Origin of the sequence: Streptomyces sp. MST-110588, assembly GCF_022695595.1 — a bacterium.
In the GTDB taxonomy this organism is placed as follows: domain Bacteria; phylum Actinomycetota; class Actinomycetes; order Streptomycetales; family Streptomycetaceae; genus Streptomyces.
In genome coordinates this window covers 4,842,167-4,867,663 of record NZ_CP074380.1, presented here as the reverse complement: position 1 = coordinate 4,867,663, position 25,497 = coordinate 4,842,167, and the positions used below count along the sequence as shown (strand labels likewise).

The following is a 25,497-nucleotide window of genomic DNA, read 5'->3' as shown; positions in this document are numbered from 1 at the left end:
GGCGTTCACGTTCCCACCGGCTTCCCACGGTACTCGCGGAGGGTGACCGCGTGGTTACCTCTTCGCCGAGCTCCAAAGGTCTCAACCTGAAAGGCGGCCTGGCGGTAACCATGACCGAACAGCGCGACATTCACGTCTCCCTGCCCCAGCCCGCCATCGACGCACATCGGGGTGTGAGCATCGACCGACGTCAACGCATCGTGTCGGCGCCTGTCACGCCACAACTCGCCCCTGCGAACGTGATGCTCCTGCCGAGCGCGCCGCCCTCCGCCGGAGCTGCACGCTCCTTCGTTCGCTCGTACGTCGAGAACCACGTGCCGAGCACGAGCACCGACCACCTCGACACATGCCTCTTGGTCACATCCGAGCTGGTCACCAACTCGATCCGGTACGGCACCGAACCGGGGGACTTCATCGCTGTGACCGTCGAAGCACTGCCCGGCAGCGTGCGTGTGGAGGTGCATGACCCGGCCCGGCGCCGCCCTCATTTCAAACCCGAGTCGCAGGAACGCCAAAGAGGTCGCGGGATGTACATCGTGGATCACCTCGCCACCGATTGGGGTGTCGACGAGCGCCCGTTCGGCAAGATCGTATGGGCGGAACTCGCATGGAGCGCGTGCCGGTGATCGGCGACAGGCTCACGATCCGGGGGCCGTACGAAGCCTTCGACTACGGGCACCCCGCATTCGCTTCACGGGTCTCGCGCCCGTCGTTCTGGTGGCTCGCCCCTGTCCTGCACGGCGGACCCGTGAGTCTCGTCCTCGGGCTCGAACCCGTCCCGCCCGGCGCCGACCCCGATGCCACCCAGGCGTACCTGCAACGCTGCCTCGCTCGTCGCCGTGGGCTGATGGGCGCGTCAGATGTTCGCGGTGGTGCGGCGTCCGGTGGAAGGGCGTATGGGATACATCGCCGGTCCTAGGACTCGGGCCCCGGGTGTGGACTAGTCATGATCATGCTTGCGGCCGATTCCGGGGTTCGGGGGTGACGGTCAGGATGCAGGGGAACCAACGACCAGGAGCGCACGATGTCCTACCCGGAGCACCTGCAGTACCCCGAGCCCCGCTACCACGGAGACAGGGGCGAGGTGAACGCGTCCTTCCGTACCGCCGGCACCCCGCCGGAGCACACCACGCCCAGCGGCGGGGCCACCCACTACCTCGCCACGCACGAGTCGACGGGCGGCGAGTTCGGGTTGTACAAGGTGGATCTGGCGGCACGGTCCGCTGGTGCGAAGACCCACTTCCACAAGGCGATGTCGGAGTCCTTCTACGTGCTCTCCGGGGAGCTGGAGCTCTTCAACGGCGAGAAGTGGGTGACGGGCCGGGTCGGTGACTTCCTGTACGTACCGCCCGGCGGGCTGCATGCCTTCAAGAACGTGACGGACGAGCCCGTGTCGATGCTGATGCTCTTCTCCCCGGGTGCCCCGCGTGAGGAGTACTTCGAGAAGGTCGCGGAGATGTCGCGGCACGGCAGCGAGGAGCTGAAGAAGTTCCGTGTGCGGCACGACAGTTACTTCGAGGAGGATTTCGGGCCGGGGGAGGAGCAGTCGGCCGGGTGAGCGGGAGCGCAGGGTTCGGCTGATGAGTGCGGCGGTGCCCCCGGGAGGATTGCTCCTCGGGGGCACCGGTGGGGCGTTGCTCTTTGTTGCTGGGGCTGTTCGGGGGGTCAGGCGTCAGCTTCGGGGGTGTCGGGCTGCTCGTCGTCGAGGGCCGCGTGCCAGGCGATGCCGTCGAGGATGTCGTGTTCGCTGACGAGGACCTCTTCGGCGCCGGTGCGTTCCATGAGGGTGAGGAGGATCAGGGCGCCGGAGGCGATGACGTCGACGCGGCCGGGGTGCATGCACGGGATGGCGGCGCGTTCGGCGTGGGTGGAGGTCAGCAGGCGGGTGGTGATCTCGCGGACGGTGGCCAGGGGGATCCGCGCGTGGTGGATGGCGGCGGAGTCGTACTTCTCCAGGCCGAGCGCGATGGCGGCGACGGTGGTGACCGAGCCGGCCAGTCCGATCAGGGTGCGGGCCCGGTCCAGGGGGACGGTCTGCCCGGCGAGGTCCAGGGCCGCTTCGATGTCCGCCTTGATCGCGGCGATCTGTTCGGGGGCGGGCGGGTCGGTGACCTTTCCGTCCTGTACGAGGTGCCGTTCGGTCATCCGTACGCAGCCGATGTCCACCGAGCGCGCGGCCTGTACGGTGTCGGCGCCCAGCACCAGTTCGGTCGAGCCGCCGCCGATGTCCACCACCAGGTAGGGCCTGGCGAGGTCGTCGCGGCCGGTCAGCTCCTTGGTGGCGCCGGTGAAGGAGAACTCCGCCTCCTGGCCGCCGGTGATCACCTCGGGGTCGACTCCGAGGATGTCCCGCACACCGCGTACGAAATCCTCGCGGTTGTCCGCGTCGCGGGAGGCGGAGGTGGCCATGAAGCGCACCGACTCCACCCCCAGGTCCGCCATGACCCGCTCGTACCTGCGGCAGGCCGCGAACGTGCGCTCCAGGGCCTCGGGGGCCAGCCGGCCCGTACGGTCCACGTCCTGGCCCAGGCGCACGATCTCCATCGTCCGGTGGAGGTCCTCGAAAGCGCCGGTCGCCGGGTCCAGGTCCGCGACGAGGAGCCGGATGGAGTTGGTACCGCAGTCGATCGCCCCGACGCGCTTCACTTGGCCTCCCCCTCGCCGTCCGTCTCCGTCTCGGCCCCGGCCGGGGCGCAGGGCGTCACGCACGGGCCCTTGCGCCACCACTCCGGCAGCATCGCGATGGCCTCGTCACCGAGCGGGTTGACGCCGGGGCCGGCTGCCAGGGAGTGGCCGACCAGGACGTGCAGGCACTTGACGCGGTCGGGCATGCCGCCGGCGCTGGGGAAGCCCTGGAGCACCTCGATGGCGTCACGGCGCCGGATGTAGTCCTCGTGCGCCGCGCGGTAGGCGGCGGCCAGCTCCGGGTCGGTCGCCAGCCGCTCCGTCATCTCCTTCATCACGCCGTTGGCCTCCAGCGTGCCGATCGCGGAGGCCGCGCGCGGGCAGGTGAGGTAGTAGAGCGTGGGGAAGGGGGTGCCGTCCTCCAGGCGGGGGGCGGTCTCGACGACGTCCGGGTTGCCGCAGGGGCAGCGGTGGGCGATGGCGCGCAGGCCCCGCGGGGGGCGGCCGAGCTGTTCCTTGAAGGCGGCGATGTCCGCGTCGGTGGGCTCGGTGGGCTCGGTCTGGGGCGGAGGGGTGTCCATGGGCGCTTTCGGTGAGGGTGAGGGAGGGAGGGGGCGAGGGGGTGACTGGGTGAGGGGACGGTGATCGGTGGTGGGGGCGTACGGCAGGGTGTGGGGCGTACGGCGTGGAGATTATCTGTCGGCGCTGTCCAGGCCGTTCCACAGGTCGTCGTACCAGGGGCGCCGCGCCGTGTTCTCGCCCTTGGGGGTCCGGCCCGCGCCCGACCCGTCCTGGACGATGAAGCCGGTCTCCCCCGGCAGGACGTAGTGCAGGTGCCGGCGGGCCTGCTGCTGGACGTACGCCGGGTCCTGCCAGCGCGCCTTCTCCTCGCGCAGCCGGTCCAGGTCCCTGGCGGCCTGGTCGGCCTGGCGGCGCTGCTCGGCGATGTCCGAGCGCTGGGAGATGTACTGCCTTATGGGATAGGCGAGGGCCACGACCAGCGAGCACATGACCAGGGCCAGCAGCGCGGCGCGGCCGGTCGGCCGGCCCCGGCCGGACGGGCGGGCGCGGTAGACGCGGGCGGCTGCCTGCCCGCCGAGCGCCTTGAGTCGGGTCGCGGTGGAGAACCGGTCCGCGGGCACGTCGCCTCCCCTTGGGTCATACGGTCCGACGGGCGCTCGGCCCCGCTCCGCCTCCTGCCTGGCCGGCGGCGCCCGGAAACCGCGCACGTCCCCGGCAACGGTACGGGACCGCCGCCGGGGACGCCTGGCTGCGCTACGCCTTTGCTCTTTTATTTAGCCCTTGGGTGCAAGGGCGGGCAGGCGCTTGCCGCCGCCGCGACACGCCGTCACGGTGTGCCGCCGCGTACGCCGTCGCCTCAGTTGGCGGGGCGGAACCGGGGGAAGGCGGAGCGGCCGGCGTAGACGGCCGCGTCGTCGAGGATCTCCTCGATGCGCAGGAGCTGGTTGTACTTGGCGACACGCTCGGAGCGGGCCGGGGCGCCGGTCTTGATCTGGCCGCAGTTGGTGGCGACGGCCAGGTCGGCGATGGTGACGTCCTCGGTCTCGCCGGAGCGGTGCGACATCATGCACTTGAAGCCGTTGCGCTGGGCCAGCTCGACGGCATCCAGGGTTTCGGTCAGCGAGCCGATCTGGTTGACCTTGACCAGCAGGGCGTTGGCCGAGCCCTCCTCGATGCCACGGGCCAGCCGCTCGGGGTTGGTGACGAACAGGTCGTCGCCCACGAGCTGCACCTTGGAGCCCAGGCGGTCGGTGATGGTCTTCCAGCCCTCCCAGTCGTCCTCGAACAGCGGGTCCTCGATGGAGACCAGCGGGTAGGCGGCGACCAGCTCCTCGTAGTACGAGGTCATCTCGGCGGCGGTGCGCTTCTGGCCCTCGAACTCGTACGAGCCGTCCTTGTAGAACTCCGAGGCGGCGACGTCCAGCGCCAGCGCGATGTCCTGGCCGGGGACGTAACCGGCCTCCTTGATGGCCTCCAGGATCAGGTCCAGGGCGGCGCGGTTGGAGTCCAGGTTCGGCGCGAAGCCGCCCTCGTCGCCGAGGCCGGTGGACAGGCCGCGGGACTTCAGGACCTTCTTCAGGGTGTGGTAGACCTCGGCGCCCCAGCGCAGCGCCTCGGAGAAGGACTCCGCGCCGATCGGGGCGATCATGAACTCCTGGATGTCCACGTTGGAGTCGGCGTGCGACCCGCCGTTGAGGATGTTCATCATCGGTACGGGCAGGACGTGCGCGTTGGGGCCGCCGAGGTAGCGGAACAGCGGCAGGTCGCTGGCCTCGGAGGCGGCGTGCGCGACGGCCAGGGAGACGCCGAGGATGGCGTTGGCGCCCAGCGAGCCCTTGTTGTCCGTGGCGTCCAGGTCGAACATGGCCTGGTCGATCAGGCGCTGCTCGGTGGCGTCGTAGCCGACCAGCTCCGGGCCGATCTGCTCGATGACGGCCAGGACGGCCTTCTCCACGCCCTTGCCCAGGTAGCGGTTCGGGTCACCGTCGCGCAGCTCGATGGCCTCGAACGCGCCGGTCGAGGCGCCGGACGGCACGGCGGCACGGCCCGTGCTGCCGTCGTCGAGGCCGACCTCGACCTCGACCGTGGGATTGCCTCGCGAGTCGAGAATCTCGCGAGCTACGACGACGTCGATGGACGGCACGTTGTCTCCTTCATGGGTGTCTGGAGTTCTGCAGCACGAGCCTAACGGCCCCGGGGGGCTGCGCTCGCCCCCAGCCCGGCCCATGGGACGAAAACAAACGAAAATACTGCCAAAGGCCCAGTTCATTGGGCGTATGGGTGCATTGTTCGCTGAACGGGAACGCCGCCGGAAACGCCGTGGTCACAGGCGTACGGCGGCGGGGCGGAAAGCGACGGGGCGGGAAGGCGCACCAATGGGAGAAGCCCCGTCGCGGCGCGTTCGGGGGACGACGCGGCGTGACGGGGCGGTCTCACGGGAAGAGCGGATTCCCGGGCGCTTCGGGCCGCGGGGTCAAGGCCGGGACGGCCCGTACGTACCGCCGTACGTACGGGGAGTCCGGGACCCCGGCGGACCGGGAGGGGCAGGAGCTCAGACGGAGAGCTTCTGGCCCGGGAAGATCAGGTTGGGGTTGCCGCCGATGACGGACTTGTTGTTCTCGTAGACCGACTTCCAGTTGGTGCCGTGGGAAGCGGCGATCTTGGCGAGGGTGTCGCCCGCCTTGACGGTGTAGTTGCCGTGGCCCTGGGACTTCTTCGGCTGCGCGGGGGCCGGGGTGGTGCGGGCGGCCTCACGGGCCTGCTTGCGGGCCTCGGACTTCGAGGGGCCCTGCTGGTGACGCTCGGTGTAGCTGCGGGTGGAGTTGTGGTGGCCCGAGCCGCCGGAGGTGTTCACCTGGGCCTTGGGGCCGCCGGAGGTCAGGTTGCCGGCGCCGGCGCAGGACCAGGCACCCGGGCCCTGCATGGCCAGGAGCTTCTCGGCCACGGCTATCTGCTGGCCCTTGCTGGCCAGGTCGGCGCGGGGGGCGTACTTGGTGCCGCCGGCGGCGGCCCAGCTCGAATTGGAGAACTGCAGGCCACCGTAGTAGCCGTTGCCGGTGTTGATCGACCAGTTGCCGCCGGACTCGCACTGCGCGACCGCGTCCCAGGTGGAGACGGAGGCGGCGGAGGCGGAGGTGGCGCCCATCAGCGGGACGGCCACGGCGGCACCGGCGACGCCGGCCAGGGTGGCGACGCGGACGGCCTTGGAGGGACGACGGTGCTTGCCCTTGACAGAAGACATGGTTGTTTTCCTCACCGACGCCTACGAGGTGAGCTGTCGGGTTCGGACTGTGAGTGGCCCGGCCGCGTCTCACGCGGCTTCACCCCTAGCCGTCCCTCCCGTTCTCACGGGTGGGGCCGGCACTTACCTTGGGTCCCCCGCTCCTGCCTTCGGCGCTTGCGCGACGACGTCCTCCGACCACCGGCAGGATTCGGCGTGTGGTCGACGGGCCCGCTTTGGCGAGCGGTCACGACCGTAAACAGGAACACCCTGCCGGTTCAAACCCCTACTTCTGAGGCGAGTTGACCGTTTTGTGACCCGAGAAGCTCCCATTTCCGCAGGTCGCGGGCGGTTTCGAAACAATGGCCGACTCGGACACGCCCGAGCCGAACGAGAGCCATGTCTCACTTTCGCCAAAGCGGACCCAACAGCTCCGAATGAGCCGGTCAGCGACCGACTTCAAGGCGCTGACCAGGCAGAATCAGATCCGGGTCGTCTCCGATGACGTCCTTGTTGGCCTTGTAGAGCGCGGGCCAGCCACCGGGCGTCCGGGAGTCCTCGGCGATGACTGACAGGTTGTCACCCGGCCGCACGACGTAGTCCGTTCGAACAGGCGGGTGGTCGCGGTGCGTGTCCCCGCCACGGGAGGCGTGGCGCCCGCCGGAGCCGCGGCCGTCGCCCTCCTGGCCCGCGTCCCCGTCCGGCCCGCCGCGGTGCTTGCCGGCACCGGGGAGCCCCGGCGCGCCCGGGTCGGTGGTGGGGTCGGTGGCTCCGGGGCCGGACGTACCCGAGCCGTCCCGGTCGCCGGTGCCGGACTTTCCGGCGGAATCAGATGAACCAGACGATCCCGGGGAATCCGAGGTGCCCGAGGAACCGGAGGAATCCCGCGCATCCGATGGGTCCGAGGTGCCCGAAGAATCCGTCGCGTCCGTGGCGCCCGATGCGTCGGATTCATCCGTACGGTCCGAGGCGCCCGAGGAGTCCGACGAGCCCGCCCGGCCGGACGGGTCCGCCTTGGGCCGCGTACCGCTGTGGGACGGCGCCGGGGTGTGCGAAGGCGCCCCGGAACCCGACGGCTTGGGCGTCCCGGAAGGCGAGGAGGAGCCGGGTGACGTGGGCGAGGGCGTGGACGGCGTCGAGGGGGAGTGCGACGGCTCCGGCGCGCGGGTGCTGCCCGGGTCCACGCCCGGCGCCCCGCCACCCTTGGTCAGCCCCGCGCTCTCCGCGCAGCCCTGCCACGCCTGCGGGCCGCGGGCCTTGAGTATGGACTCCGCCACGACGATCTGCTGGGAGCGGCTGGCGAGGTCGGGGCGGGAGGCGTACGCGGCCCCGCCGTACCGGTCCCACAGCTCCTGCGTGATCTGGAGCCCGCCGTAATAGCCGTTGCCGGCGTCGGCGCTCCACACCCCGCCGCTCTCACACTGCGCGACCCGGTCCCAGGTCGCGGTGTCCGCGGCCTGCGCGCCACTGGCGGCGAGCAGGGGCATGGCGATGCCCGCGCCGGTGACTCCCGCCGTCACGAAGATTGCCGGAGCCTGGCGGGGGCGACGGTGTCTGCCGTTCCCGGAACGCATGCGGTTGCCTTTCGAGAGGGCGGTTGAGTTGTCGATCGCCTGCCGATCGCCTCGTCGACCGCTTGTCGATCGGTTGAAAGTAGCGGGGGCGCCCGTTCGTCACAAGCCGGTGTAGCGGAGATCACGCTGAGGTCACGCAGGTGACGCTGCGTCATTTTTTTGATCGCGCACAGTACTTGACGCCACCAGGGCGTCCGTGGAATGCGCCGGAAAATCCCATGCCACGGGAAGGGTCCGCAGCCCCCTCATGATGAGCCCGCCACGCCACCGCAGCTCCTGCGGATCGGCCGCCAGCCGCAGGCCGGGCAGCCGGGTCAGCAGGGCGGCCAGCGCCGTCTGTCCTTCGAGGCGGGCCAGCGGCGCGCCGAGGCAGTAGTGGATGCCGTGCCCGTACCCGAGGTGCGGATTGTCGCGCCGGCCCAGGTCCAGGGTGTCGGGCCCGGCGAACCGCTCCGGGTCGCGGTCGGCGGCGGCCAGCACCACCAGGACCGGATCGCCCTCGGCGATCCGCTGCCCGCCCAGCGTCAGGTCGCGGGTGGCGAAGCGCCAGGTGGCCAGCTCCACCGGCCCGTCGTAGCGCAGCAGTTCCTCCACGCCGGTGGCCAGCAGCTCCGTGTCCCCCTCGGCCAGCGCCGCCTCCAGCCGCCGGCGCTGGCCGGGGTTGCGCAGCAGCGCGTACGTACCGTTGCCGATGAGGTTGACCGTCGTCTCGAACCCGGCGAAAAGGAGGATGAAGGCCATGGCCGCGGCCTCGTTCTCCGAAAGGTGCTCGCCGTGGTCGGACGCCCGGATCAGACCCGAGATCAGGTCCTCCCCCGGGTCCAGACGCTTGCGGTGGATCAGCTCGGCCAGATACGCCCGCATCTTCTTCACGGAACGGGCCACTCCGCCGCGCGGCCCGCCGCCGTGCCGGATCATCATCCCGGCCCAGTCCCGGAAGTCGTCCTGATCCTCGCGCGGGACGCCGAGCAGATCGCAGATGGCGTAAATGGGCAGCGGGAAGGCGAACTCGTGGATCAGGTCGGCCTCGCCCCGCCCGGCGAACCCGTCGATCAGCCCGTCGGTCAGCTCCCGCACACGCGGCGCGAAGGCGGCGATCCGGCGCGGCGTGAACGCCTTGGACACCAGGCGCCGCAGCCTGGTGTGATCGGGCGGATCGATGTTGAGCAGATGCGTCATCAAGTTGGCGCTCCGCTCCCCGGGAATGCCCACCTTCCCCTTACCGTGCGCCGCCTCACTGTGGTGCACGGGGTTCTTCGACAGCCTGGCATCCGCCAGCGCCTGCCGCGCGTCCCCGTACCGCGTCACCAGCCACGCCTCCACGCCGCTGGGCAGCCGCGCCTTGTGTACGGGCGCGTGCTCGCGCAGCCAGGCGTACGCCGGGTACGGGTCGGTGGCGAACTCCCAGGTGAAGAGTTCGGGGCAGCCGGCGGGGCGGTCCTGCCGCAGGTCAGAGCTCTGGTCATGCACCCCTTGACGTTATCCGCATCCGGGTCCGTGCCTCCGCGTCCCTACCTGCTGCCGGTGACGGTGTCCAGATGGCCGGGTGTCATCCGTTGCCGAAGGAGCCGCTGTGGCCCTCCTGCCAGGGGCTCTGCTCTTTGTCCGGGTCCCCTGGGCGGCTGGCGGAATTGCCGTGGTCCTTGAGCTCGTGCGGCAGCAGCCGCTCGCCCTCGTGCGGCACCTCGGCGGCCTCGCGCCTGCCCGTCTCGTACCCCGTGGGGTCCTTCGGCGCCTTCGGCTGCGATTCCGGTGGAGGCGGCGCCGGCTCGCGGGCACGGCGCCGTTTCCCGTACACCACCGCCAGGATCAGGGCGATGACGATGACCAGGCCGGCAATCGCGGGGCCGATGCCGACGAGATGGTCACGCAACGCAGCGAGCTGGACGGTCTCTGCGATCGGTGAGGTCAGTGCTGTCATTTGATACGAGTACCCGTTGGTCCCGTCTCAATGCTTGCCTCGGGGCCGGCGGGCCCGTAGCCGGGGGCGGGCCCGTAGCCGGGGCGGGCCCATAGCCGGTGGGCGGCATCCGGCCGGGTGGTGAGGCGCACCCGGGGCTCCGGAGTCCTGGGGCGGCAGGTCAGTCCGTCGCGGCGGGTGCGCCGGTCCCGGGGTCCGTGAGCGGTGCGCCCTCGGCCTCGCGGATCGCGTCGCGGTACGTACGGGCCGCCGCGCGCAGTGCCGTCTCCGGGTCCGTGCCCTGAGCCTCCGCGCGGGCGGCCAGCGCGAGCAGCTCATAGCCGATGCCCTCCCCCGGCGGGAGGGCGTCGATCCCGGCCGTACGGGCCCGGGAGGCCAGCTTGGCGGCGAGCGCCAGCGCGGGCTGACCGAGCGGGACACCCTCCGTGACCGAAGTGCGCTGTTTCTCGATCGCCTTGGTGCGCAGCCAGTGGGCCTTGACGTCCTCGGGCGTCTCGGCGGCCTCCTCGCCGAACACATGCGGATGCCGGTGGATCAGCTTGTCCACGATCCCGCCGGCGACATCGTCCACCGAGAACGGCTCGTCCGGGTCGTCCTGCGCGATCCGGGCGTGGAAGATCACCTGGAGCAGCACATCGCCCAGCTCCTCGCGCAGCGCCTCCCGGTCACCCTCCTCGATGGCCTCGACCAGTTCGTACGCCTCCTCCAGGCCGTACTTCGCCAGGTCCTCGTGCGTACGGATGCCGCTCCACGGGCACTCGGCGCGGATCCGGTCCATGACCTGCACCAGATCCAGCAGCCGGGCACCCGGCAGGTCGTACGACCCCGGCAGCAGCTCCAGCTCCGGCACCGCCTCCCGGCCGGAACCGGCCAGCCGCGCCAGGCCGTCGGTCAGCGCGCTCTCGCCGTCGGCCGAGGTGACGACCACGGCACTGCGCGCGCCGCCGACGCAGTAGTCGACCAGCTCGCGCGCGTCGGCGGCGGCCACCTCGATCTCGATGCCGGCCTCACGCAGGTACGGCAACTGCGGGTGCTCCGGGTCGGCACACAGCACCCGGTCGGCGGCCCGCAGCGTCTGCCAGGCCGGCCAGGACAGCAGGCCCGGGGCGACCCGGTGGCTGGTGGTGAGCAGGACCAGGCGGCCGGTGGCGGTCCCGCCGGGGGGCATGGCGGCCGGGGTGGCGGAGGCGGCCGGGGTAGCGGGGGTGGTGTCGGTGGCGGACTCTGTGGCGGCGGAAGCGGCGGCGTCGTTCACCCGTCGAACGTAACGCACCGGACCGACAGCGGTCCGTCCCGGCCCGGTGCTCGCCGACGTCCGTCGGGCGGCTCGGCTCGGCTCGGCCCGGCTCGTGGGTCAGGTCTGCTGCCTGTCCGTCGACGCCTTGCTGATCCACGGGTCCTTCGTCTCCGCCAGGATGACCTGCCTGTCGTCCCACTTCCCGTAGCGCGGGTTGACGTCGATGCCCATGTCGCGCGAGGTCTTGGCCAGCGATTCGCCGAGCTGCTGCTGTCCCTGGGGCTGCGAGCGGTCGGCGCCGATGCGCTGCGCCAGGCCGTCCAGCAGGAGCTGGTTGCGTACGACCGCGTCGATCCGGCCCGGCGGGACGGCCTGCTGGAGCCACATCGCCTTGAGCCGGTCGGCGCCGCCCGCGCGCTGCTCCGCCGCCGTACGCCACTGCTGTACGTCGCGCTCGGTGACCTTGACGCCGGCGTCCTTGGCACCGCGCTCCAGGATGCGCTCGAAGATCATGCTGTTGAGCGTGGACAGGCCGAGCCGTCCGGAATTCTCGACGAGCTGTGCGCCCTGGGGCGCCTTGTCCTGGGCGTCCCGTACGTCCTTCACACGCGCTTGGAGCTGCCCGACGGTGATCCGCTGCCCATCGACGACGGCTGCGGCGCCGGGGTGCGCGTCGGTGCCGCAGCCGGTCAGGAGCGGGGACGCGGCCAAGAGGGCGGCGGCGGTTACGGAGAGCGCAGTCCTACGGCGGAACACGTGTGCCTCCCGGCGGGGCGTACGGTGCGTGCGTCGACCTTGGCGATGATCGATGGTAGAAGCCGCTGCTTGCTGCGCCAATCCCTCTGTGGGGGCGAGTTGTGCTTTTCCGTCCGTGGCCCGTTTCCGTCCGTGACGGCGCGACGCTTGTGGGCGGCGGCTCGCCGGTGGTGGGTTGTTGTGTGTGGCGCGATGCCTGCGGCGCTGTGTTGTTTGCTTCCCTGCGGGTTGTTTGGTCTTGGACCCGGTGCGGTCGGTGGGTGGGGTGGGGCGCGGTCGCACCGGGGCCTCTCCTCGGGCCGTGTGCGTGTCGGGTACGCCGTGAAAGGAAGCCTGCGTCTTGCACACGGCCCTGCGGGGAGTCCCCGATACGCCCACGCCCGGCCGTCCCCGAGCCGCCAACCGTGACCACTAACGGTTCCAAAACCCGGTACGACATCCCCGTACGCCCGCCCCGTGCCGTTCCCACCAGGAGGCGCTCCCGGGTACCGACCCGCACGGCGGGTCACCTACCAACCCTCCCCCAAGGGGTGGGCGCGCTACGGACGGGAGGGGTCGGGCCGGAGGGGGCGTGTATCAAAGCGTAAAGCGAAGCAGCTTTGATACACGCCCCCGCAGGCCCGACCCCGCACCCACCACCCAGCAAGCGCAAAGCGCCCACCCCACCAAACCCTCCCGCCGAAGGCGGAACGCGCGCTACCCCCGTACCTGGCCCAGCCAGTACAACGTGCGCCGGACCTCTTCCGGGAACGCATGGCCCGGCCCATGGACGCGTTCCGCGTCGTACAGGAGGCGGGACAGCGTCTCGTGGGCGGCTCCGTGTTCGCCGAGGGCGAGGAGCAGGTGGCCTATGGAGCGCCGGATTTCCAGGGGGCGTACGGGGTCGTCGGGGTAGCGCTCGAAGTACGGGAGGAGGGACCGGTACTCGGTGAGCGCCTGGGTCGCCTCGCCGAGTTGTTCCAGGCACTGGGCGGCCTCGTAGTGGAACTGGAGTGCCTGGCGGGCGGCGCCGGGGCCGGATTCGCGGCCGTACGCGTCGGCCAGGAGGCGTAGCTCGGGAAGTGCGCGGCGGTACTGGCCGTCGTCCATGAGGGTGGCGGCGTACTGCTTGCGCAGGGAGCGTACGACCGGGGAGTGGGCGCCGTGCCGGTCGGCGGCGGACGGGAGGATGCCGCCGAGGATGTCCACGGCGCGGGTGATCCGGCCCTGGTCCAGGCAGCGCCTGACCTCGTCCACGGCGGCGGCGACGTCGGGGCCGCCGGTGACGCCCGAGGTCCGCGGGTCGGCGACGGGCGGCGGGGCGGCCGGATGGCCGGCGGAGGGCGGCGGGGCGGCCGGGTAGCCGGTGTCGGGGGGTGGGCCGAACGAGCCCCGGGCGAGGTCGGGGGCGGCCGGAGTGGGGGCGGCCGGCATCGCGGGCACCGGAACGGCGGCCGGGACGGGGGGCACCGGAACGGCGGCCGGGACGGGGGCACCGGGGCGGCGGCCGGGGCAGGGGCCGGCCATGGCGCGCAAGGGTGGCGGAAGGGCCGGGTCGGGTCCATCGGGGCGGCGGCGCCGCCGCGGAGGGCCGGCAGGAGGGGGGAGAGGGTGCGGTAGACCTCCTGGGCGTCGGCGGGGCGGTGCTGGGGGTCCTTGCTGAGCAGGCGCAGGACCAGCGCTTCGAGGGGTTCGGGGATGTCGGGGCGCAGTTGGCGTACGGGGGTCGGCGGCTCGTACAGGTGGCGGTGGAGGACGCCCAGGGCCGTGGAGCCGGCGAAGGGGACCTGGCCGCTGAGCAGTTCGTGGAGCAGCACGCCGAGGGCGTACAGGTCGGTGTATGGGCCGACCGCGCCGCCCATGGCCTGCTCGGGTGCCATGTAGGCGGGGCTGCCCAGGGGGGAGCCGGTGTGGGTGAGGCGGGTGGTGTCGGTGTCCAGGGCGGAGGCGATGCCCAGGTCCAGGACGGTGATCGTGCCGTCGGGTCTGACCATGACGTTCCGCGGCTTGAGGTCGCGGTGGATGATCGGGACGGCGTGTACGGCGGCCAGTACGGCGCAGATCTGGGCGGCGACGGCGGCGGCCCACTCCCAGGGGTAGGGGTCGTGCTCGGCGAGGTGGTCGGCGAGGTCGGCGCCGTCGACGTACTGCATGACCAGGTAGAGGTCGTCGTCGTCGCTGCCCGCGTCGTGGACGGTGACCAGTCCGGGGTGGTCGACCTGGGCGGTGACCCGGCACTCGCGGACGAAGCGGCGGCGCATCTCTTCGGCGTCGGGGGTGCCCGCCACGCGGTCGGGGCGCAGCAGTTTGACGCCGACCCGGCGGTCCAGGCGGCGGTCGTAGGCGATCCAGACCTGGCCCATGCCGCCCTGGCCGAGGAGGGCGGAGAGTTCGTAGCGGTCGGCGACGACGCGGCCGTTCAACGGCCTTCCTCCTTGCGGAGGTAGTCGCTGAGTTCGTCCAGTTCGGCGCGGACCTGGCTGATGCGGCGCGGGGGGTCGTGCGGGTAGCCGTAGGACTGCGGGGCGGGCTGGGCGTAGGGGTTGGCCGGCGCGGGGGGCCGGGGCTGCCCGTACGGCGGGGGCGGGGCGTAGGGCGCGGTGGTGGCGTACGGGGGTACGGGCGGGTAGGCCGGGGTGTGGGCGCGTACGGCCGCCCTGTGGGCCCGTACGTCGACCACGAGGTAGTACGCGCTGGCGGCGGCGGCCTGGCCGAGCAGCACGATCAGCGTGACGGTGGACTGCCAGTCGTTCTCGCCGTGGCCGTTGGCGAAGAGCAGGGTGGCCATGACCAGGACGAGGTCCCCGCCGAACAGCCACCAGCCCAGCGGGCGGCGCTGGATGACGGCGGCGCGCAGCAGCGCCAGCCAGGCGAGCAGGCCGCCGCTGAGCCAGGCGCCGGCCACGAAGGCGATACGCAGCAGGACGACCGCCCATAGGGGCATGGGACGGTTCGGCGGCTGGGCCGGAACGGGGCCGTGCATCGCTGCTCCTGACGGGTCGTGACCGGCGGGTCGGTTCGGGGTGCGGATGTGCGCCTACGAGCGTATATACGACACCGGTCACGCGTTCGGGGTTGTACGCCTCAGTCCGGCGGCAGCGACCCTTCGGTGAGTCCGTCGTACAGGCCCTGGACGAGCTGTTCCCCGAGGCGGGACGCCAGCCGCAGCGCCTCTTCGAAGGCGGCCAGGTCCTGGAAGCGCTGTCCGTAGCGGCGCTGTTCGGCCAGGGGGAGCCGGGGCAACTGGAGCCGGCGGACGTCCAGGCGGGTGGCGGTGGAGGCGTAGCTGCTGGCCTGCCGGTTGTTGGCGGTGCCGCGCAGGAACCCGGCGAGGAACCAGGGGTCCAGGGCGGCGGGGTCGGGACGCAGGAGGAAGAGGTTGCGGCCCAGGGCTGCGCCGGCGGTGGACCCGTCGATGACGCGGGCCACGGCTCCGCCGCCCAGGACGGGCACCACGACGTCGCCCGTCGCGGCCAGGACGGGGGCTTCGGCGGGCGTTCCTTCGGGGAGGGTGCCGGAGGGGGCGGTGCCGCCGAGGACGTCGTGGTCGGTCAGGACGGCGGGGCCGGTGCCGGCCGGGGCGCTGCCGGGGCCGCCGGCCCGCAGGACCAGCGCGCCGGCGCGGGCCAGTTCGCCGACGGTGGTCAGGGGCCAGCGGGCCGGTGCGGGTGTCCCGGGGGCCGCGGGGCGCGGGGTGAGTTCGGTGGTACGGGCCAGGGTGCTGGTGAGGCGTTCACGGACCCGGGCCAGTTCGGCGGGGCCGCCGCCGGCGGCGGGCGGCGGGAGGTGGCGGGCCGGGGCCAGGTCGACGTCGTCGTCCAGCAGGTCGATGGCGGCCAGGGAGCGCCGTACGCCGGGTTCCTCCTCGATGTCGCCGTCCCGGTCGAAGGCCCGCCAGGCGGTCAGGGCGGTGGTCCGTACGGCCTGCCAGTCGAGCTTGTCGCGGCCCGCGGCGCCGGCCGGCGTCCCCGCGGCGAGGTCGCTGGTGTCGACGACGAGGAGGTGGGGCGAGGGCGGGGCGGCGGCGCCGGGTTTGCGCAGCACCCACAGGTGGAGCGGGATGCCGTAGGGCGGGGCGGCGCCGGCGGGCAGGGCGATCACGGCCCGCAGCGCGCCACGGCGCAGCAGGTCGGCGCGGATACGGCGGCCGGAGCGGCGGGAGGCGGCGGCGGGCGGCATGAGCAGGACGGCGGTGCCGCCCTCGCGCAGCCGGGCCAGCGCGTGCTGGGCCCAGGCCAGCTCGGATTCCGTACGGGCCGGGAAGCCGTACTCCCAGCGCGGGTCGTAGGCCAGTTCGTCGTGGCCCCAGTTGCGCTCGTTGAAGGGCGGGTGGGCCAGGACGGCGTCGGCGGCCAGGTCGGGGAAGGCGTCGGCGCGCAGGGTGTCGGCGGCGCGTACCCGTACGTGGGTGCCCTCGGGGGCGTGCAGGGCCAGGCGCAGGGCGGCCAGGGCGGCGAGGTCGGGGTCGGCCTCCTGGGCGTAGAGGGCGGTGGGGGGTGATTCCTGGGGGGCGTCGGCCGGGGGCCGGGCGGCGGTCAGGAGGGTGGCGGTGCCGCACGCCGGGTCCAGGACGGTGGCGGCCGGGCCGGCCAGGGCTGCCATCAGAGCGGCCGGGCCGGGCGGGGTGAGCGTGTACTGGCGGGGGTTGGCGTCCAGGTGGCGGCCGAGCAGGAAGGCGTACGCGGCCGGGGCGCCCTGGTCCGTGGCCAGTTCGGCGGCGCCGCGGACGAGCGCGGCGGACGGGGCGAGGTTCTCGCGGGTCAGGCCGTGTACGGGGTGCCGCTTGCCGAGCCGGGCGGTCAGGACGGATTCCAGGGCGGGCGAGAGCAGTCCGGTCAGTTCGGTGTCGCTGCCGGCCCGGCTCAGCCGGTGCCAGGTCCCGGGGCGGTCGTGGACCAGGAGCAGTACGGCGCCCGCATGGCGCAGGGCGGTGGTGGCGCCGGCGGGATGGCCGACGAGCTGCTGCCAGACGCGTTCGCGCAGCGGCACCTCGGCGAGCTTGCCCTGTTCGCGCAGCCATTGTTCGACGTCGTGCAGGGAGAAGGTGGGGCTGGTCTCCGTACCGCCCACGGGTCTGGGGAATCCCGGGTGCCGGCGGCGCCAGTTGCTGACCGCGGCCCGGCCCACGCCGGCCAGTCGCGCGATGCCGGCGGCGGTCACCTCGGTCGTGTTCTCCGGTGATGCGTTCTCCGGCACCTGGCTGGCTCCCGTCCCTGTTGCCCCGATCCCTGCTGTGTTCCCGAGCATACCCATCGACCCGTAACTCACCCCTTCACAGCGTTAACTTACTCGAACACGGCTCTCGTGTTGACTCGGTTCACAACCTCTGGTCTTATTGACCCGTCGCTACAACAGGATTCGATCCAGCGCCCGGAAGGGGCCGTACTCCCATGTCTCACCAGATGCACTACCAGCCCGGACCGCAGGCCCCGATGGGTGCACAGGGCCACCAGGCCGCCCGCAACGGCCTGGGCACCGCGGCGCTCGTCCTGGGACTCATCGGCGCGCTCAGCGGCCTGATCCCGCTCTTCTTCTGGCTGGCCGGTCTGCTCGGCCTGCTGGCCCTGATCTTCGGCCTGGTGGGCCGGGGCCGCGCCAAGCGCGGCGAGGCCACCAACAAGGGCATGGCCACCGCGGGCGCCCTCTTGGGCCTGGCGTCGCTGATCCTGTCGATCGTCGGGATGTCGATCTTCTTCAAGGCGGCGAAGGACGCGGTCGACGAGATCAACAAGACGGTGGGTGCCGCCCCGATCGAGGGTGGCGGCGCGATGGGAGCCGCGGGGACGAACGGTGCCGCCGGCCCCGCCGCGTACGGCACCGCGACCGTTTCCAAGACCGTCCACTGGCAGACGAACGCCTGACCGCCACCTCCGGACAGCCGTCGGCCCGGGCCCGCCCCCACGCGGAACCCGGGCCGACGGCCTGTCGGGCGGTCCCGCTATTGCGTACGGAAACGGTCCGGCGCCTCGGTCGGACCGCCGCCCGCCGGCAGGCCGAGCTCCGGACAGCCGCGCAGCACCCGCGCCATCGCGCCCTTCTCCCCCGGCGTCACCCACAGCCCGTACTTCTTCTTCACCGCCACCTGGTGTGCGACGTAGTCGCAGCGGTACCCCTTGTTCGGCGGCAGCCAGGTCGCCGCGTCCCGGTCCCCCTTCCGCACGGAGATCGCCAAGCCCGAAGCCAGGCTGATGAAGAACACCTGCGGCGGCAGCGGGGCGAAGGAACCCGGACATTCAATGAAGCGGCTTCAGAACAGGCATGACCTTGCGGAGTACCGCTGCGGAAGCCGCCGGCCCCTGCTCCGCCCACTCATCACTTCGCCGCGCGCAGCCGATCCAGCTCGTCCCCGATCGTCTCGCGCAGCGGCTCATGCTGAGGACCGAGTGCGAACTGCTCGTCCGTCCATCTGTCACGGGCGTAAAGCCAAACCGGCCTCGTCACCAAGTCGGCTGGTTCCCAGTTGAATCGTGGCCATACGTGCGCGTGCAGAAAGCCGTCGGTATTTCCCAGGATCTCCAGATTGACCCGGCGGAAATCCGTGTCCAGGCGTCTGCAGGCACGCTCGACTGCCTCTCCGAGTTGCTCCATGTCGGACAAGAACGACAGCCGCTTGGCTCTGGGTAGATCCGACAGTCTCTCTACCTCCGGATCATCCACGAGAAGCACTGAGTAGCCCGGCAGGAACTGCACATCGCCGATCACTGCGAATCCTGCGGTCAAGCGCCTGAGCACGGCGGGATTCTCACCCCGCAGAGCACTCCCGATCCGGTCCATTCGCCAGTCATCAGCCATGGCCCGAACCTATCCGGTCCCGATCACCGGCCTTCAGTCGGCGTCTCGGCCCCGTTCAGCCCCCGCATTGGCGAAGCATCATGCTCTTGTCCGCCGCCGTCACAGGAAGCTCGTACTTCTCCGCCACCTGCGAGAACCTCACCGCGTACGAGCAGCGGACCGCCTTGTTCGGCGGCAGCCAGGACGCCGGGCCGGAGTCCCGCTTGGCGGAGTTCGTGGAGCCCGAGACCGGCAGGAGATTCAGCACATCGTTGGCCAGCCGCTGCCGCTTTTCCTTGGTCCAGCGGGCGGCGCCCATCTGCCAGGCGTACGACAACGGCACCACGTGGTCTATCTGTACCTCGGCGGCCTTGGCCTTCTTCCAGGCGATGTCCTTGCCGGTGTACGGGTCGTACAGGTCCATCGAAACAACCACGCAATCGGAACCAGCTCGGAACCGGACGTTCCGGCCATGGAGTTTCAGCAAGTCGTTCCGCGTGTCACAACCGTTCCTCGCCAGCGGCACGCCGTCCGCCGTGTCCATCCATGCATGGCCGAACCTGTCCCGCTCGTAGCCCGTCTTCGGTCCACGCCCCTTGACTGCCAGTTCTCCGACGAGCTTGCGCGCATTCGCCTTGTCCGCCTCCGACGTGAGCGCGCCGAGCCCCGGCTTCGTTCCGTCCGGATTCGTCAGCGGGTTCGCCGCCCGCCCGGCAGCGGCGTCCGGTCTGGATCCCGCAGAGCTTCCGTCCGACTCCGGGCCGTTACAGCCTGCGACGAGCGCGGCGGCAACGGCGACCGTAAGGACGGTCCTTTTTCCGCGTGTACGCAGCGGCCTGTGACTTATGTGCCTTTCACTACGCACAGCCGACCACACCCTGCATACGCTGCAAGAACAGATTCATCACGGCGCGAAGCATAGAGATGACGCGGGTGCCGCAGCCGTTTTCGTCGGTGTCGGCCCAGGCCGGGCCGAAGCGTTCGCGGGTGTAGCCGGTCTTGGGGGCCCGGCCTTTGACGGGGAGGGTGGCCAGGGCCTTCAGGGCGCTGCCGCGGGGGCCGGTGCCGGGCGGGGCGGGAACGGAAGGCGTCGATTTGTCGTCTCTTGTGGTGCCGCCGTGGGTGCAGCCGGCGAGGGCGAGCAGGGCGGTCAGCGCGGCGCCGGCGGGCAGTGCGCGGCGGCGGGCGCGGAGTGTGGTGCGGCGGGTGCGGGGCGCGGTGGGTAGGAACGGTTCGGCCCGTATCGACAGTGCGGTGCGCGGTGACGGTGCGGTCCGTATCAACAGTGAGGTCCCTTCCGGGAGCGGTGGCGCCACGGGCGCGCGGCCAGAGGCAGGTGGGGCGGCAGCCGGTTCGACGGCTTCGAGTATCTTTTCGGAAGTTGAGAGTAAGGACGCGCATGGACACGGCCGCAGCGACCGCGGCGGGCGAGGAGATCACGGCACGGCCCGCCGTCGCCGCCAAGCTCCCCTCGGCGGCCGGCCGCCTCCGCCGCCGGGCCGGTGCCCTGAGCCGGCCCCGCCTCGACCCGTACTGGACCGCGGCGCTGTTCTTCGTCCTGTTCACCGTCGTCTCGGTGGCCCGCTGGCGGTCGATGGCCACCATGTCCTGGGACCTGGGGATATTCGAACAGGCCATACGGGGCTACGCGCATCTGCGGGCCCCCATAGTGGACCTCAAGGGGCCCGGCACCAACATCCTGGGCGACCACTTCAGCCCTGTCCTGATGCTGCTCGCCCCGTTCTACCGGCTTTTCCCCTCTCCTGTCACCCTTCTCGTCGCGCAGTCCGCCCTGTTCGCGCTGTCCACGCTGCCGGTGACCCGGGTCGCCGCCCATGTCCTGGGGCGCGGCCGGGGGCTGGCCGTCGGCTTCGCCTACGGCCTGTCGTGGGGACTGCAGAAGGCCGCCGACTTCGACTTCCACGAGATCGCCTTCGCGGTGCCGCTGATCGCCTTCTCCCTCGAAGCGGTGGTGCGGCGGCGCTGGACCGCGGCGGTGGGGTGGGCGGCGCCCCTGGTCCTGGTCAAGGAGGATCTGGGGGTGACGGCCGCGGCGATCGGTGTGGTGGTTCTCGTACGGGCCCGCCGGGCCGTGCCGCCGGCCATCGGCCTGGTGGCGTTCGGTGTCACCGCCGCCGCCGTGACCCTCGGCCTGATCATCCCCGCCTTCAACGGCTCCGGCTCGTACGACTACTGGGCCAAGCTCGGCGACGACGGGCCGTCCGCCGCCATTCCCCTGGACACCGCGGTCCGCACCCTGCTGTGGATCCTGCTGCCCACCAGCGGTCTGCTCGCGCTGCGCTCGCCGCTGCTGCTCGTCGCGCTGCCCACCGTCGGCTGGCGCCTGATCTCCCACGACCCGCACTACTGGGGCACCGACTGGCACTACAACGCCGTCCTGATGCCGGTCGTCATGCTCGCCCTGGTCGACGCGCTCCCCGAAGCCCGCACCGCCGCCCGCCCCTGGCTGCGCTCATACGCCCACCACCTCCCCGTCGCGGTGCTGGCCGCGGCGCTGGCGCTGAGCACCGCACTGCCGCTGGGCCGCCTCACCGAACCCGCCACCTACCGCGTGCCGCGCGCGGTCCCGGCCGTCACTCGCCTGCTGGCACGCATTCCCGACGGCGCGACCGTCGAAGCCGACCTGCGCTCGATCAGCCGCCTCGCCGGCCGGACCCGCGTCCTGTGGACCGGCGACACCCGCGGCATCGACCCGGACTACGTCACGGTGCAGTTGCACGACGGCCGTACGCCGGAACAGACCCTGGCCGAGGTGACCGCCCGCCACCCCCGGGCCGCCTACGCCCCGCTGGGAGCCGCCACGGACCTCGTCGTATTCAAGAAGACAACCGCGCGCTGAATTGCTTAGCGTGGCGCGGTGACCGAGATCCCGCGCCCGGCCCCCGGCACGCCCGCGGACCGTACCGATCTGATCGTCCTCAACGGTGGCTCCAGCTCCGGCTGTTCCACACTGGCCCGGTGCCTCCAGGACCTGCTGCCCCGCCCCTGGCTGACGCTGGGCACCGACACGTTCGCCGAGGCCCTGCCCGCCGCCCTGCGCAACGGGGAAGCCGGCGCGGGCGGGCTGGACATCGCGCCCGACGGCAGTGTCGGCGTGGGTCCGGTCTTCCGGGCGCTGGAGGACGGCTGGATCAGGGGCGTTGCCGCGATGGCGCGGGCCGGCACCGGCGTCATCGTGGACGAGGTGTTCCTCGGCGGCCGTGCCTCACAGGAGCGCTGGCTGGCCGCGCTCGGCGGGCTCAACGTGCTGTGGGTGGGCGTGCGCTGCGACCCGGCGGTCGCCGCGGCCCGCGAGGCCGCCCGCGGGGACCGGGTGGCGGGGATGGCCGCCGGGCAGGCGCACTCGGTTCACGAAGGCGTCAGGTACGACATCGAGGTGGACACCGGCAGCGCCGACCCGCTCACCTGCGCCCGGTACGTCGCGGCGCAGGTGAGGTGAGGTGAGGTGGGATGGAGTGGGTGGGGTGAGCGGGACGGTGGTTCCTTTGCTCTGAACCGGGCTGGTTTTACGAGCCCAGGATCGTGGTGAGGAATTCGCCCACCCACGCCAGCAGTTCCCGGCCCACCAGCGGCTTCCCGCCGATCTTCCCGGTCGTCGGGCGCGGCACCAGGATCTGGTGGGTGGCCGGCTTGAGGACCGTACGCGGGTACAGGCGCTTGAGGCGCAGTTCCTGGGACTCGCGCAGTTCCACCGGCCCGAAGCGGACGTTGGAGCCCTGGAGGGTGATGTCCGCGACGCCGCAGGAGCGGGCCAGCATCCGCAGGCCGGCGACAAGCAGCAGGTTCTCCACCGGCTCGGGCAGCTTGCCGTAGCGGTCGGTCAGCTCCTCCCGTACGGCCTTGATGTCCTCCTCCGAGGCGGCCGAGGCGATCGCCCGGTACGCCTGGAGGCGCAGCCGCTCGCCCGGTGCGTAGTCGTGCGGGACATGCGCGTCCACCGGGAGTTCGATCTTGACCTCCATCGGCGGCTCCTCCTCCGCGCCGCCTTCCAGGGAGGCCCGGTAGTCCGCGACCGCCTCGCCCACCATCCGTACGTACAGATCGAAACCGACGCCCGCGATATGGCCGGACTGCTCGCCGCCCAGGAGGTTGCCCGCGCCGCGGATCTCCAGGTCCTTCATGGCCACATACATGCCCGCGCCCATTTCGGTGTGCTGGGCGATGGTCGCCAGCCGCTCGTGGGCGGTCTCCGTCAGCGGCTTCTCCGGCGGGTAGAGGAAGTAGGCGTAGCCCCGCTCCCGGCCGCGGCCCACCCGGCCGCGCAACTGGTGGAGCTGGGAGAGACCGAAGTTGTCACCGCGCTCGACGATGAGGGTGTTGGCGTTGGAGATGTCGATGCCCGACTCCACGATCGTGGTGGAGACCAGCACGTCGAACTTCTTCTCCCAGAAGTCCACCACGACCTGCTCCAGGGCGGATTCGCCCATCTGGCCGTGCGCGGTCTGGATGCGCGCCTCGGGCACGATCTCCCGCAGCCGGGCCGCGGCCCGGTCGATGGACTCCACCCGGTTGTGGATGTAGAAGACCTGCCCCTCGCGCAGCAGTTCACGGCGGATGGCGGCGCCGATCTGCTTCTGCTCGTACGGCCCGACGAACGTCAGGACCGGGTGCCGCTCCTCGGGCGGGGTGGTGATCGTGGACATCTCGCGGATGCCGGTCACCGCCATTTCGAGCGTACGGGGAATGGGCGTGGCCGACATGGTCAGCACGTCCACGTTCGCACGCAGCTTCTTGAGCTGCTCCTTGTGCTCCACGCCGAATCGCTGCTCCTCGTCCACGATGACCAGGCCCAGGTCCTTGAATTTGGTCTCGGAGGAGAACAGCCGGTGGGTGCCGATGACCAGGTCGACCGAGCCGTCCTTGAGGCCCTCCAGGACCGCCTTGGCCTCGGTGTCGGTCTGGAAGCGGGACAGCGCCTTGACGACGACCGGGAACTGGCCGTACCGCTCGGTGAACGTGCCGTAGTGCTGCTGCACCAGGAGGGTCGTGGGCACCAGGACCGCGACCTGCTTGCCGTCCTGTACGGCCTTGAAGGCGGCACGGACCGCGATCTCCGTCTTGCCGTAACCCACGTCGCCGCAGATCAGCCGGTCCATCGGGACCGACTTCTCCATGTCCTCCTTGACCTCGGCGATCGTGGTGAGCTGGTCGGGGGTCTCGGCGTACGGGAAGGCGTCCTCCAGCTCGCGCTGCCAGGGGGTGTCCGGGCCGAAGGAGTGGCCGGGGGCCGCCATCCGCGCCGAGTACAGCTTGATCAGGTCGGCGGCGATCTCCTTGACGGCCTTCTTGGCCCGCGCCTTGGTCTTGGTCCAGTCCGCGCCGCCGAGCCGGTGCAGCGTCGGCGCCTCACCGCCCACGTACTTGGTGACCTGCTCCAACTGGTCGGTGGGGATGTAGAGCCGGTCACCGGGCTGGCCGCGCTTGGCCGGCGCGTACTCCACCAGCAGGTACTCGCGGGTCGCGCCCTGGACCGTACGCTGCACCATCTCGATGTAGCGGCCCACGCCGTGCTGCTCATGGACGATGAAGTCGCCCGCCTGGAGAGTCAGCGGGATGTAGAGCCGGTCACCGGGCTGGCCGCGCTTGGCCGGCGCGTACTCCACCAGCAGGTACTCGCGGGTCGCGCCCTGGACCGTACGCTGCACCATCTCGATGTAGCGGCCCACGCCGTGCTGCTCATGGACGATGAAGTCGCCCGCCTGGAGAGTCAGCGGGTCGATCGTCTTGCGGCGGCGGGCCGGCATCCGGCCAGCTCCTTGCTGGCGGTGCGCTGACCGGTCAGATCGGTCCTCGGACGTCCGCGATGCCCCACAGCTCACGCCGCGCCCACATCGATCGGCGCCTGGCCGCCGCCCGCGCTCGCCGCCCAGGACGCCTGGAGGAACTCCTCCGCGGTGGCGACCAGATCGGCGGCGCGCGTACGGACCCGCTCCGGGTCGCAGACCACCGTCATGCTGCCCTCGGGCAGCACGTCCAGCAGCAGCTCCATGTCGTCCACCAGCACCGGGGCCAGGGACTCCATGCCCTCCACCGCGATGCCTTCGGCGATCTTGCCCAGCAGTTCGCCCAGCTCCGGGTGCTCCTCGGCCAGCGCCGCGGCCCGCTCCCGTACGTCATCGGTCAGCAGCAGCTCACGGCACGGCGGCGCCCACAGGCCGTGCTCGGCCACCTCCAGCGACCGCTGGTCGGCGACCTTGAAGTACCGGATCTCCTCGACCTCGTCGCCCCAGAACTCCACCCGCAGCGGGTGCTCCTCGGTCGGCGGGAACACGTCCAGGATGCCGCCGCGCACCGCGAACTCGCCACGCTTCTCGACCAGTTCGACCCGGGCGTACGCGGCTGCCGCCAAGGCGTCCACGACCTCCCCCAGATCGGCGCTCTGACCGCTGCGCAGACTGACCGGCTCCAGCTCCCCCAGCCCCTTGACCTGCGGCTGGAGTACGGACCGTACGGGCGCGACGACGACCGAGACCGGGCCCGAGGCCGGGTCGTCGGCACTGGGGTGGGTGAGCCGGCGCAGCACCGCCAGCCGCCGGCCGACGGTGTCCGAGCGCGGCGAGAGCCTCTCGTGCGGCAGCGTCTCCCAGGACGGGAACTCCACGACCGCGTCCTCCTGGCCCGCCGGCATCAGCGAACGCAGCGCAGCGGCCAGGTCCTCGGCCTCCCGGCCGGTGGCGGTCACGGCCAGCACGGTCCGCGGACCACGGGCCAGCGCGGCCACCGTGAAGGGCCGGGCGGCCGGGGGGCCCACGAGATCGAGCTGCGGCCGGTTGCCGTCGGCCGCGGCCTTCACGGCTTCGGCGAGCGCCGGGTCCCGTACGACGGCGTCGAGCAGACCAGTCAGGCTCATGAAAAAGGCTTCCGTCCCCAG

The 25,497-nt window shown here is 71.7% G+C and carries 18 protein-coding genes, 6 pseudogenes and 1 riboswitch; of the genes and pseudogenes, 5 read left to right on the top strand and 19 right to left on the bottom strand.

Going from position 1 to position 25,497, the window contains the following annotated elements; all coding sequences use genetic code 11:
• Nucleotides 1-50: 50 nt before the first annotated feature.
• Both KGS77_RS21380 and KGS77_RS21375 read left to right on the top strand, forming a co-directional pair.
• Nucleotides 51-626: an ATP-binding protein gene (locus KGS77_RS21380; protein ID WP_242584276.1), complete on the top strand. Its 576-nt coding sequence runs from the start codon at nucleotides 51-53 to the stop codon at nucleotides 624-626.
• A gap of 398 nt (nucleotides 627-1,024) precedes the next feature.
• Nucleotides 1,025-1,558, top strand: coding sequence for a cupin domain-containing protein (locus KGS77_RS21375; RefSeq protein WP_242584274.1), 534 nt, complete (start codon nucleotides 1,025-1,027; stop codon nucleotides 1,556-1,558).
• 107 nt (nucleotides 1,559-1,665) lie between these two features.
• Here KGS77_RS21375 and KGS77_RS21370 read toward each other — a convergent pair whose 3' ends face one another.
• The 13 genes and pseudogenes from KGS77_RS21370 to KGS77_RS21305 all read right to left on the bottom strand — a co-directional run bounded on the left by KGS77_RS21370 (nucleotide 1,666) and on the right by KGS77_RS21305 (nucleotide 16,994).
• Complete coding sequence (locus KGS77_RS21370) at nucleotides 1,666-2,646, bottom strand: Ppx/GppA phosphatase family protein (protein WP_242584272.1); 981 nt, start codon at nucleotides 2,644-2,646, stop codon at nucleotides 1,666-1,668.
• Entirely contained in the window at nucleotides 2,643-3,206 is a 564-nt protein-coding gene (locus tag KGS77_RS21365) for a DUF501 domain-containing protein (RefSeq protein WP_242584269.1), read from the bottom strand. Before KGS77_RS21365 ends, KGS77_RS21370 begins: the two co-directional genes overlap by 4 nt.
• A 111-nt stretch (nucleotides 3,207-3,317) precedes the next feature.
• The gene (locus KGS77_RS21360) at nucleotides 3,318-3,767 is read right to left on the bottom strand and encodes a septum formation initiator family protein (RefSeq protein ID WP_242584267.1); all 450 of its coding nucleotides are present in this window, start codon (nucleotides 3,765-3,767) and stop codon (nucleotides 3,318-3,320) included.
• A 236-nt stretch (nucleotides 3,768-4,003) separates the two neighbouring features.
• Entirely contained in the window at nucleotides 4,004-5,290 is a 1,287-nt protein-coding gene (gene eno / locus KGS77_RS21355; RefSeq protein WP_242584256.1) for a phosphopyruvate hydratase, read from the bottom strand.
• Between the two features lie 408 nt (nucleotides 5,291-5,698).
• Nucleotides 5,699-6,388 carry a transglycosylase family protein gene (locus KGS77_RS21350; protein ID WP_242584255.1) on the bottom strand — a complete coding sequence of 230 codons (690 nt, stop codon included), beginning with the start codon at nucleotides 6,386-6,388 and terminating at the stop codon, nucleotides 5,699-5,701.
• Between the two features lie 3 nt (nucleotides 6,389-6,391).
• A riboswitch (cyclic di-AMP (ydaO/yuaA leader) is annotated at nucleotides 6,392-6,553 on the bottom strand.
• A gap of 260 nt (nucleotides 6,554-6,813) precedes the next feature.
• Nucleotides 6,814-7,887 carry a transglycosylase family protein gene (locus tag KGS77_RS21345; RefSeq protein ID WP_347404516.1) on the bottom strand — a complete coding sequence of 358 codons (1,074 nt, stop codon included), beginning with the start codon at nucleotides 7,885-7,887 and terminating at the stop codon, nucleotides 6,814-6,816.
• Nucleotides 7,888-8,073: 186 nt separating this feature from the next.
• The gene (locus tag KGS77_RS21340; RefSeq protein WP_242584251.1) at nucleotides 8,074-9,411 is read right to left on the bottom strand and encodes a cytochrome P450; all 1,338 of its coding nucleotides are present in this window, start codon (nucleotides 9,409-9,411) and stop codon (nucleotides 8,074-8,076) included.
• 79 nt (nucleotides 9,412-9,490) lie between these two features.
• Entirely contained in the window at nucleotides 9,491-9,862 is a 372-nt protein-coding gene (locus KGS77_RS21335) for a DUF6479 family protein (RefSeq protein WP_242584249.1), read from the bottom strand.
• A 160-nt stretch (nucleotides 9,863-10,022) separates the two neighbouring features.
• Nucleotides 10,023-11,030 (bottom strand): nucleoside triphosphate pyrophosphohydrolase, encoded by a 1,008-nt coding sequence (locus KGS77_RS21330; protein WP_242587603.1) that lies wholly within the window; start codon nucleotides 11,028-11,030, stop codon nucleotides 10,023-10,025.
• 186 nt (nucleotides 11,031-11,216) lie between these two features.
• The gene (locus tag KGS77_RS21325; protein ID WP_242584247.1) at nucleotides 11,217-11,855 is read right to left on the bottom strand and encodes a SurA N-terminal domain-containing protein; all 639 of its coding nucleotides are present in this window, start codon (nucleotides 11,853-11,855) and stop codon (nucleotides 11,217-11,219) included.
• Between the two features lie 696 nt (nucleotides 11,856-12,551).
• A pseudogene (locus KGS77_RS35045) lies at nucleotides 12,552-14,257 on the bottom strand (serine/threonine-protein kinase).
• Nucleotides 14,254-14,817, bottom strand: coding sequence for a hypothetical protein (locus KGS77_RS21310; RefSeq protein WP_242584245.1), 564 nt, complete (start codon nucleotides 14,815-14,817; stop codon nucleotides 14,254-14,256). The pseudogene KGS77_RS35045 and the gene KGS77_RS21310 overlap by 4 nt, the downstream one beginning before the upstream one ends.
• A gap of 101 nt (nucleotides 14,818-14,918) precedes the next feature.
• Entirely contained in the window at nucleotides 14,919-16,994 is a 2,076-nt protein-coding gene (locus KGS77_RS21305; RefSeq protein WP_242587602.1) for an N-6 DNA methylase, read from the bottom strand.
• Between the two features lie 242 nt (nucleotides 16,995-17,236).
• On the opposite strand from KGS77_RS21305, the pseudogene KGS77_RS21300 reads away from it, so the two are divergent.
• Nucleotides 17,237-17,572: pseudogene (locus KGS77_RS21300) on the top strand (DUF4190 domain-containing protein); the annotation flags it as partial.
• A gap of 200 nt (nucleotides 17,573-17,772) precedes the next feature.
• On the opposite strand, the pseudogene KGS77_RS21295 reads toward KGS77_RS21300, so the two are convergent.
• The 4 genes and pseudogenes from KGS77_RS21295 to KGS77_RS21280 all read right to left on the bottom strand — a co-directional run.
• Nucleotides 17,773-17,988: pseudogene (locus KGS77_RS21295) on the bottom strand (hypothetical protein); the annotation flags it as partial.
• Between the two features lie 158 nt (nucleotides 17,989-18,146).
• A complete protein-coding gene (locus KGS77_RS21290; RefSeq protein WP_242584243.1) occupies nucleotides 18,147-18,626 on the bottom strand; it encodes a diadenosine tetraphosphate hydrolase in 480 nt (159 codons plus the stop codon).
• 55 nt (nucleotides 18,627-18,681) lie between these two features.
• A complete protein-coding gene (locus KGS77_RS21285; RefSeq protein WP_242587601.1) occupies nucleotides 18,682-19,437 on the bottom strand; it encodes an HNH endonuclease family protein in 756 nt (251 codons plus the stop codon).
• A 97-nt stretch (nucleotides 19,438-19,534) separates the two neighbouring features.
• Nucleotides 19,535-19,849 (bottom strand): annotated as a pseudogene (locus KGS77_RS21280) (hypothetical protein); the annotation flags it as partial.
• A gap of 155 nt (nucleotides 19,850-20,004) precedes the next feature.
• On the opposite strand from KGS77_RS21280, the gene KGS77_RS21275 reads away from it, so the two are divergent.
• Together KGS77_RS21275 and cpt are read left to right on the top strand one after the other, a co-directional pair.
• Entirely contained in the window at nucleotides 20,005-21,465 is a 1,461-nt protein-coding gene (locus KGS77_RS21275) for a DUF2079 domain-containing protein (RefSeq protein ID WP_242584241.1), read from the top strand.
• An 18-nt stretch (nucleotides 21,466-21,483) separates the two neighbouring features.
• The gene (cpt, locus tag KGS77_RS21270; protein ID WP_242584239.1) at nucleotides 21,484-22,065 is read left to right on the top strand and encodes a chloramphenicol phosphotransferase CPT; all 582 of its coding nucleotides are present in this window, start codon (nucleotides 21,484-21,486) and stop codon (nucleotides 22,063-22,065) included.
• 67 nt (nucleotides 22,066-22,132) lie between these two features.
• Here cpt and mfd read toward each other — a convergent pair.
• Nucleotides 22,133-24,178, bottom strand: a pseudogene (mfd, locus tag KGS77_RS21265) (transcription-repair coupling factor); the annotation flags it as partial.
• A gap of 238 nt (nucleotides 24,179-24,416) precedes the next feature.
• Nucleotides 24,417-25,476, bottom strand: a pseudogene (locus KGS77_RS21255) (transcription-repair coupling factor); the annotation flags it as partial.
• Between the last annotated feature and the right edge of the window lie 21 nt (nucleotides 25,477-25,497).

What these genes read in the sequence shown, in the direction of transcription:
- KGS77_RS21375 (WP_242584274.1), top strand. Translation starts at nt 1,025, where the DNA reads ATGTCCTACCCGGAGCACCTGCAGTACCCCGAGCCCCGCTACCACGGA.
- KGS77_RS21365 (WP_242584269.1), bottom strand. Translation starts at nt 3,206, where the DNA reads ATGGACACCCCTCCGCCCCAGACCGAGCCCACCGAGCCCACCGACGCG.
- KGS77_RS21350 (WP_242584255.1), bottom strand. Translation starts at nt 6,388, where the DNA reads ATGTCTTCTGTCAAGGGCAAGCACCGTCGTCCCTCCAAGGCCGTCCGC.
- KGS77_RS21335 (WP_242584249.1), bottom strand. Translation starts at nt 9,862, where the DNA reads ATGACAGCACTGACCTCACCGATCGCAGAGACCGTCCAGCTCGCTGCG.
- KGS77_RS21330 (WP_242587603.1), bottom strand. Translation starts at nt 11,030, where the DNA reads ATGCCCCCCGGCGGGACCGCCACCGGCCGCCTGGTCCTGCTCACCACC.
- KGS77_RS21310 (WP_242584245.1), bottom strand. Translation starts at nt 14,817, where the DNA reads ATGCACGGCCCCGTTCCGGCCCAGCCGCCGAACCGTCCCATGCCCCTA.
- KGS77_RS21290 (WP_242584243.1), bottom strand. Translation starts at nt 18,626, where the DNA reads ATGGCTGATGACTGGCGAATGGACCGGATCGGGAGTGCTCTGCGGGGT.
- KGS77_RS21275 (WP_242584241.1), top strand. Translation starts at nt 20,005, where the DNA reads ATGGACACGGCCGCAGCGACCGCGGCGGGCGAGGAGATCACGGCACGG.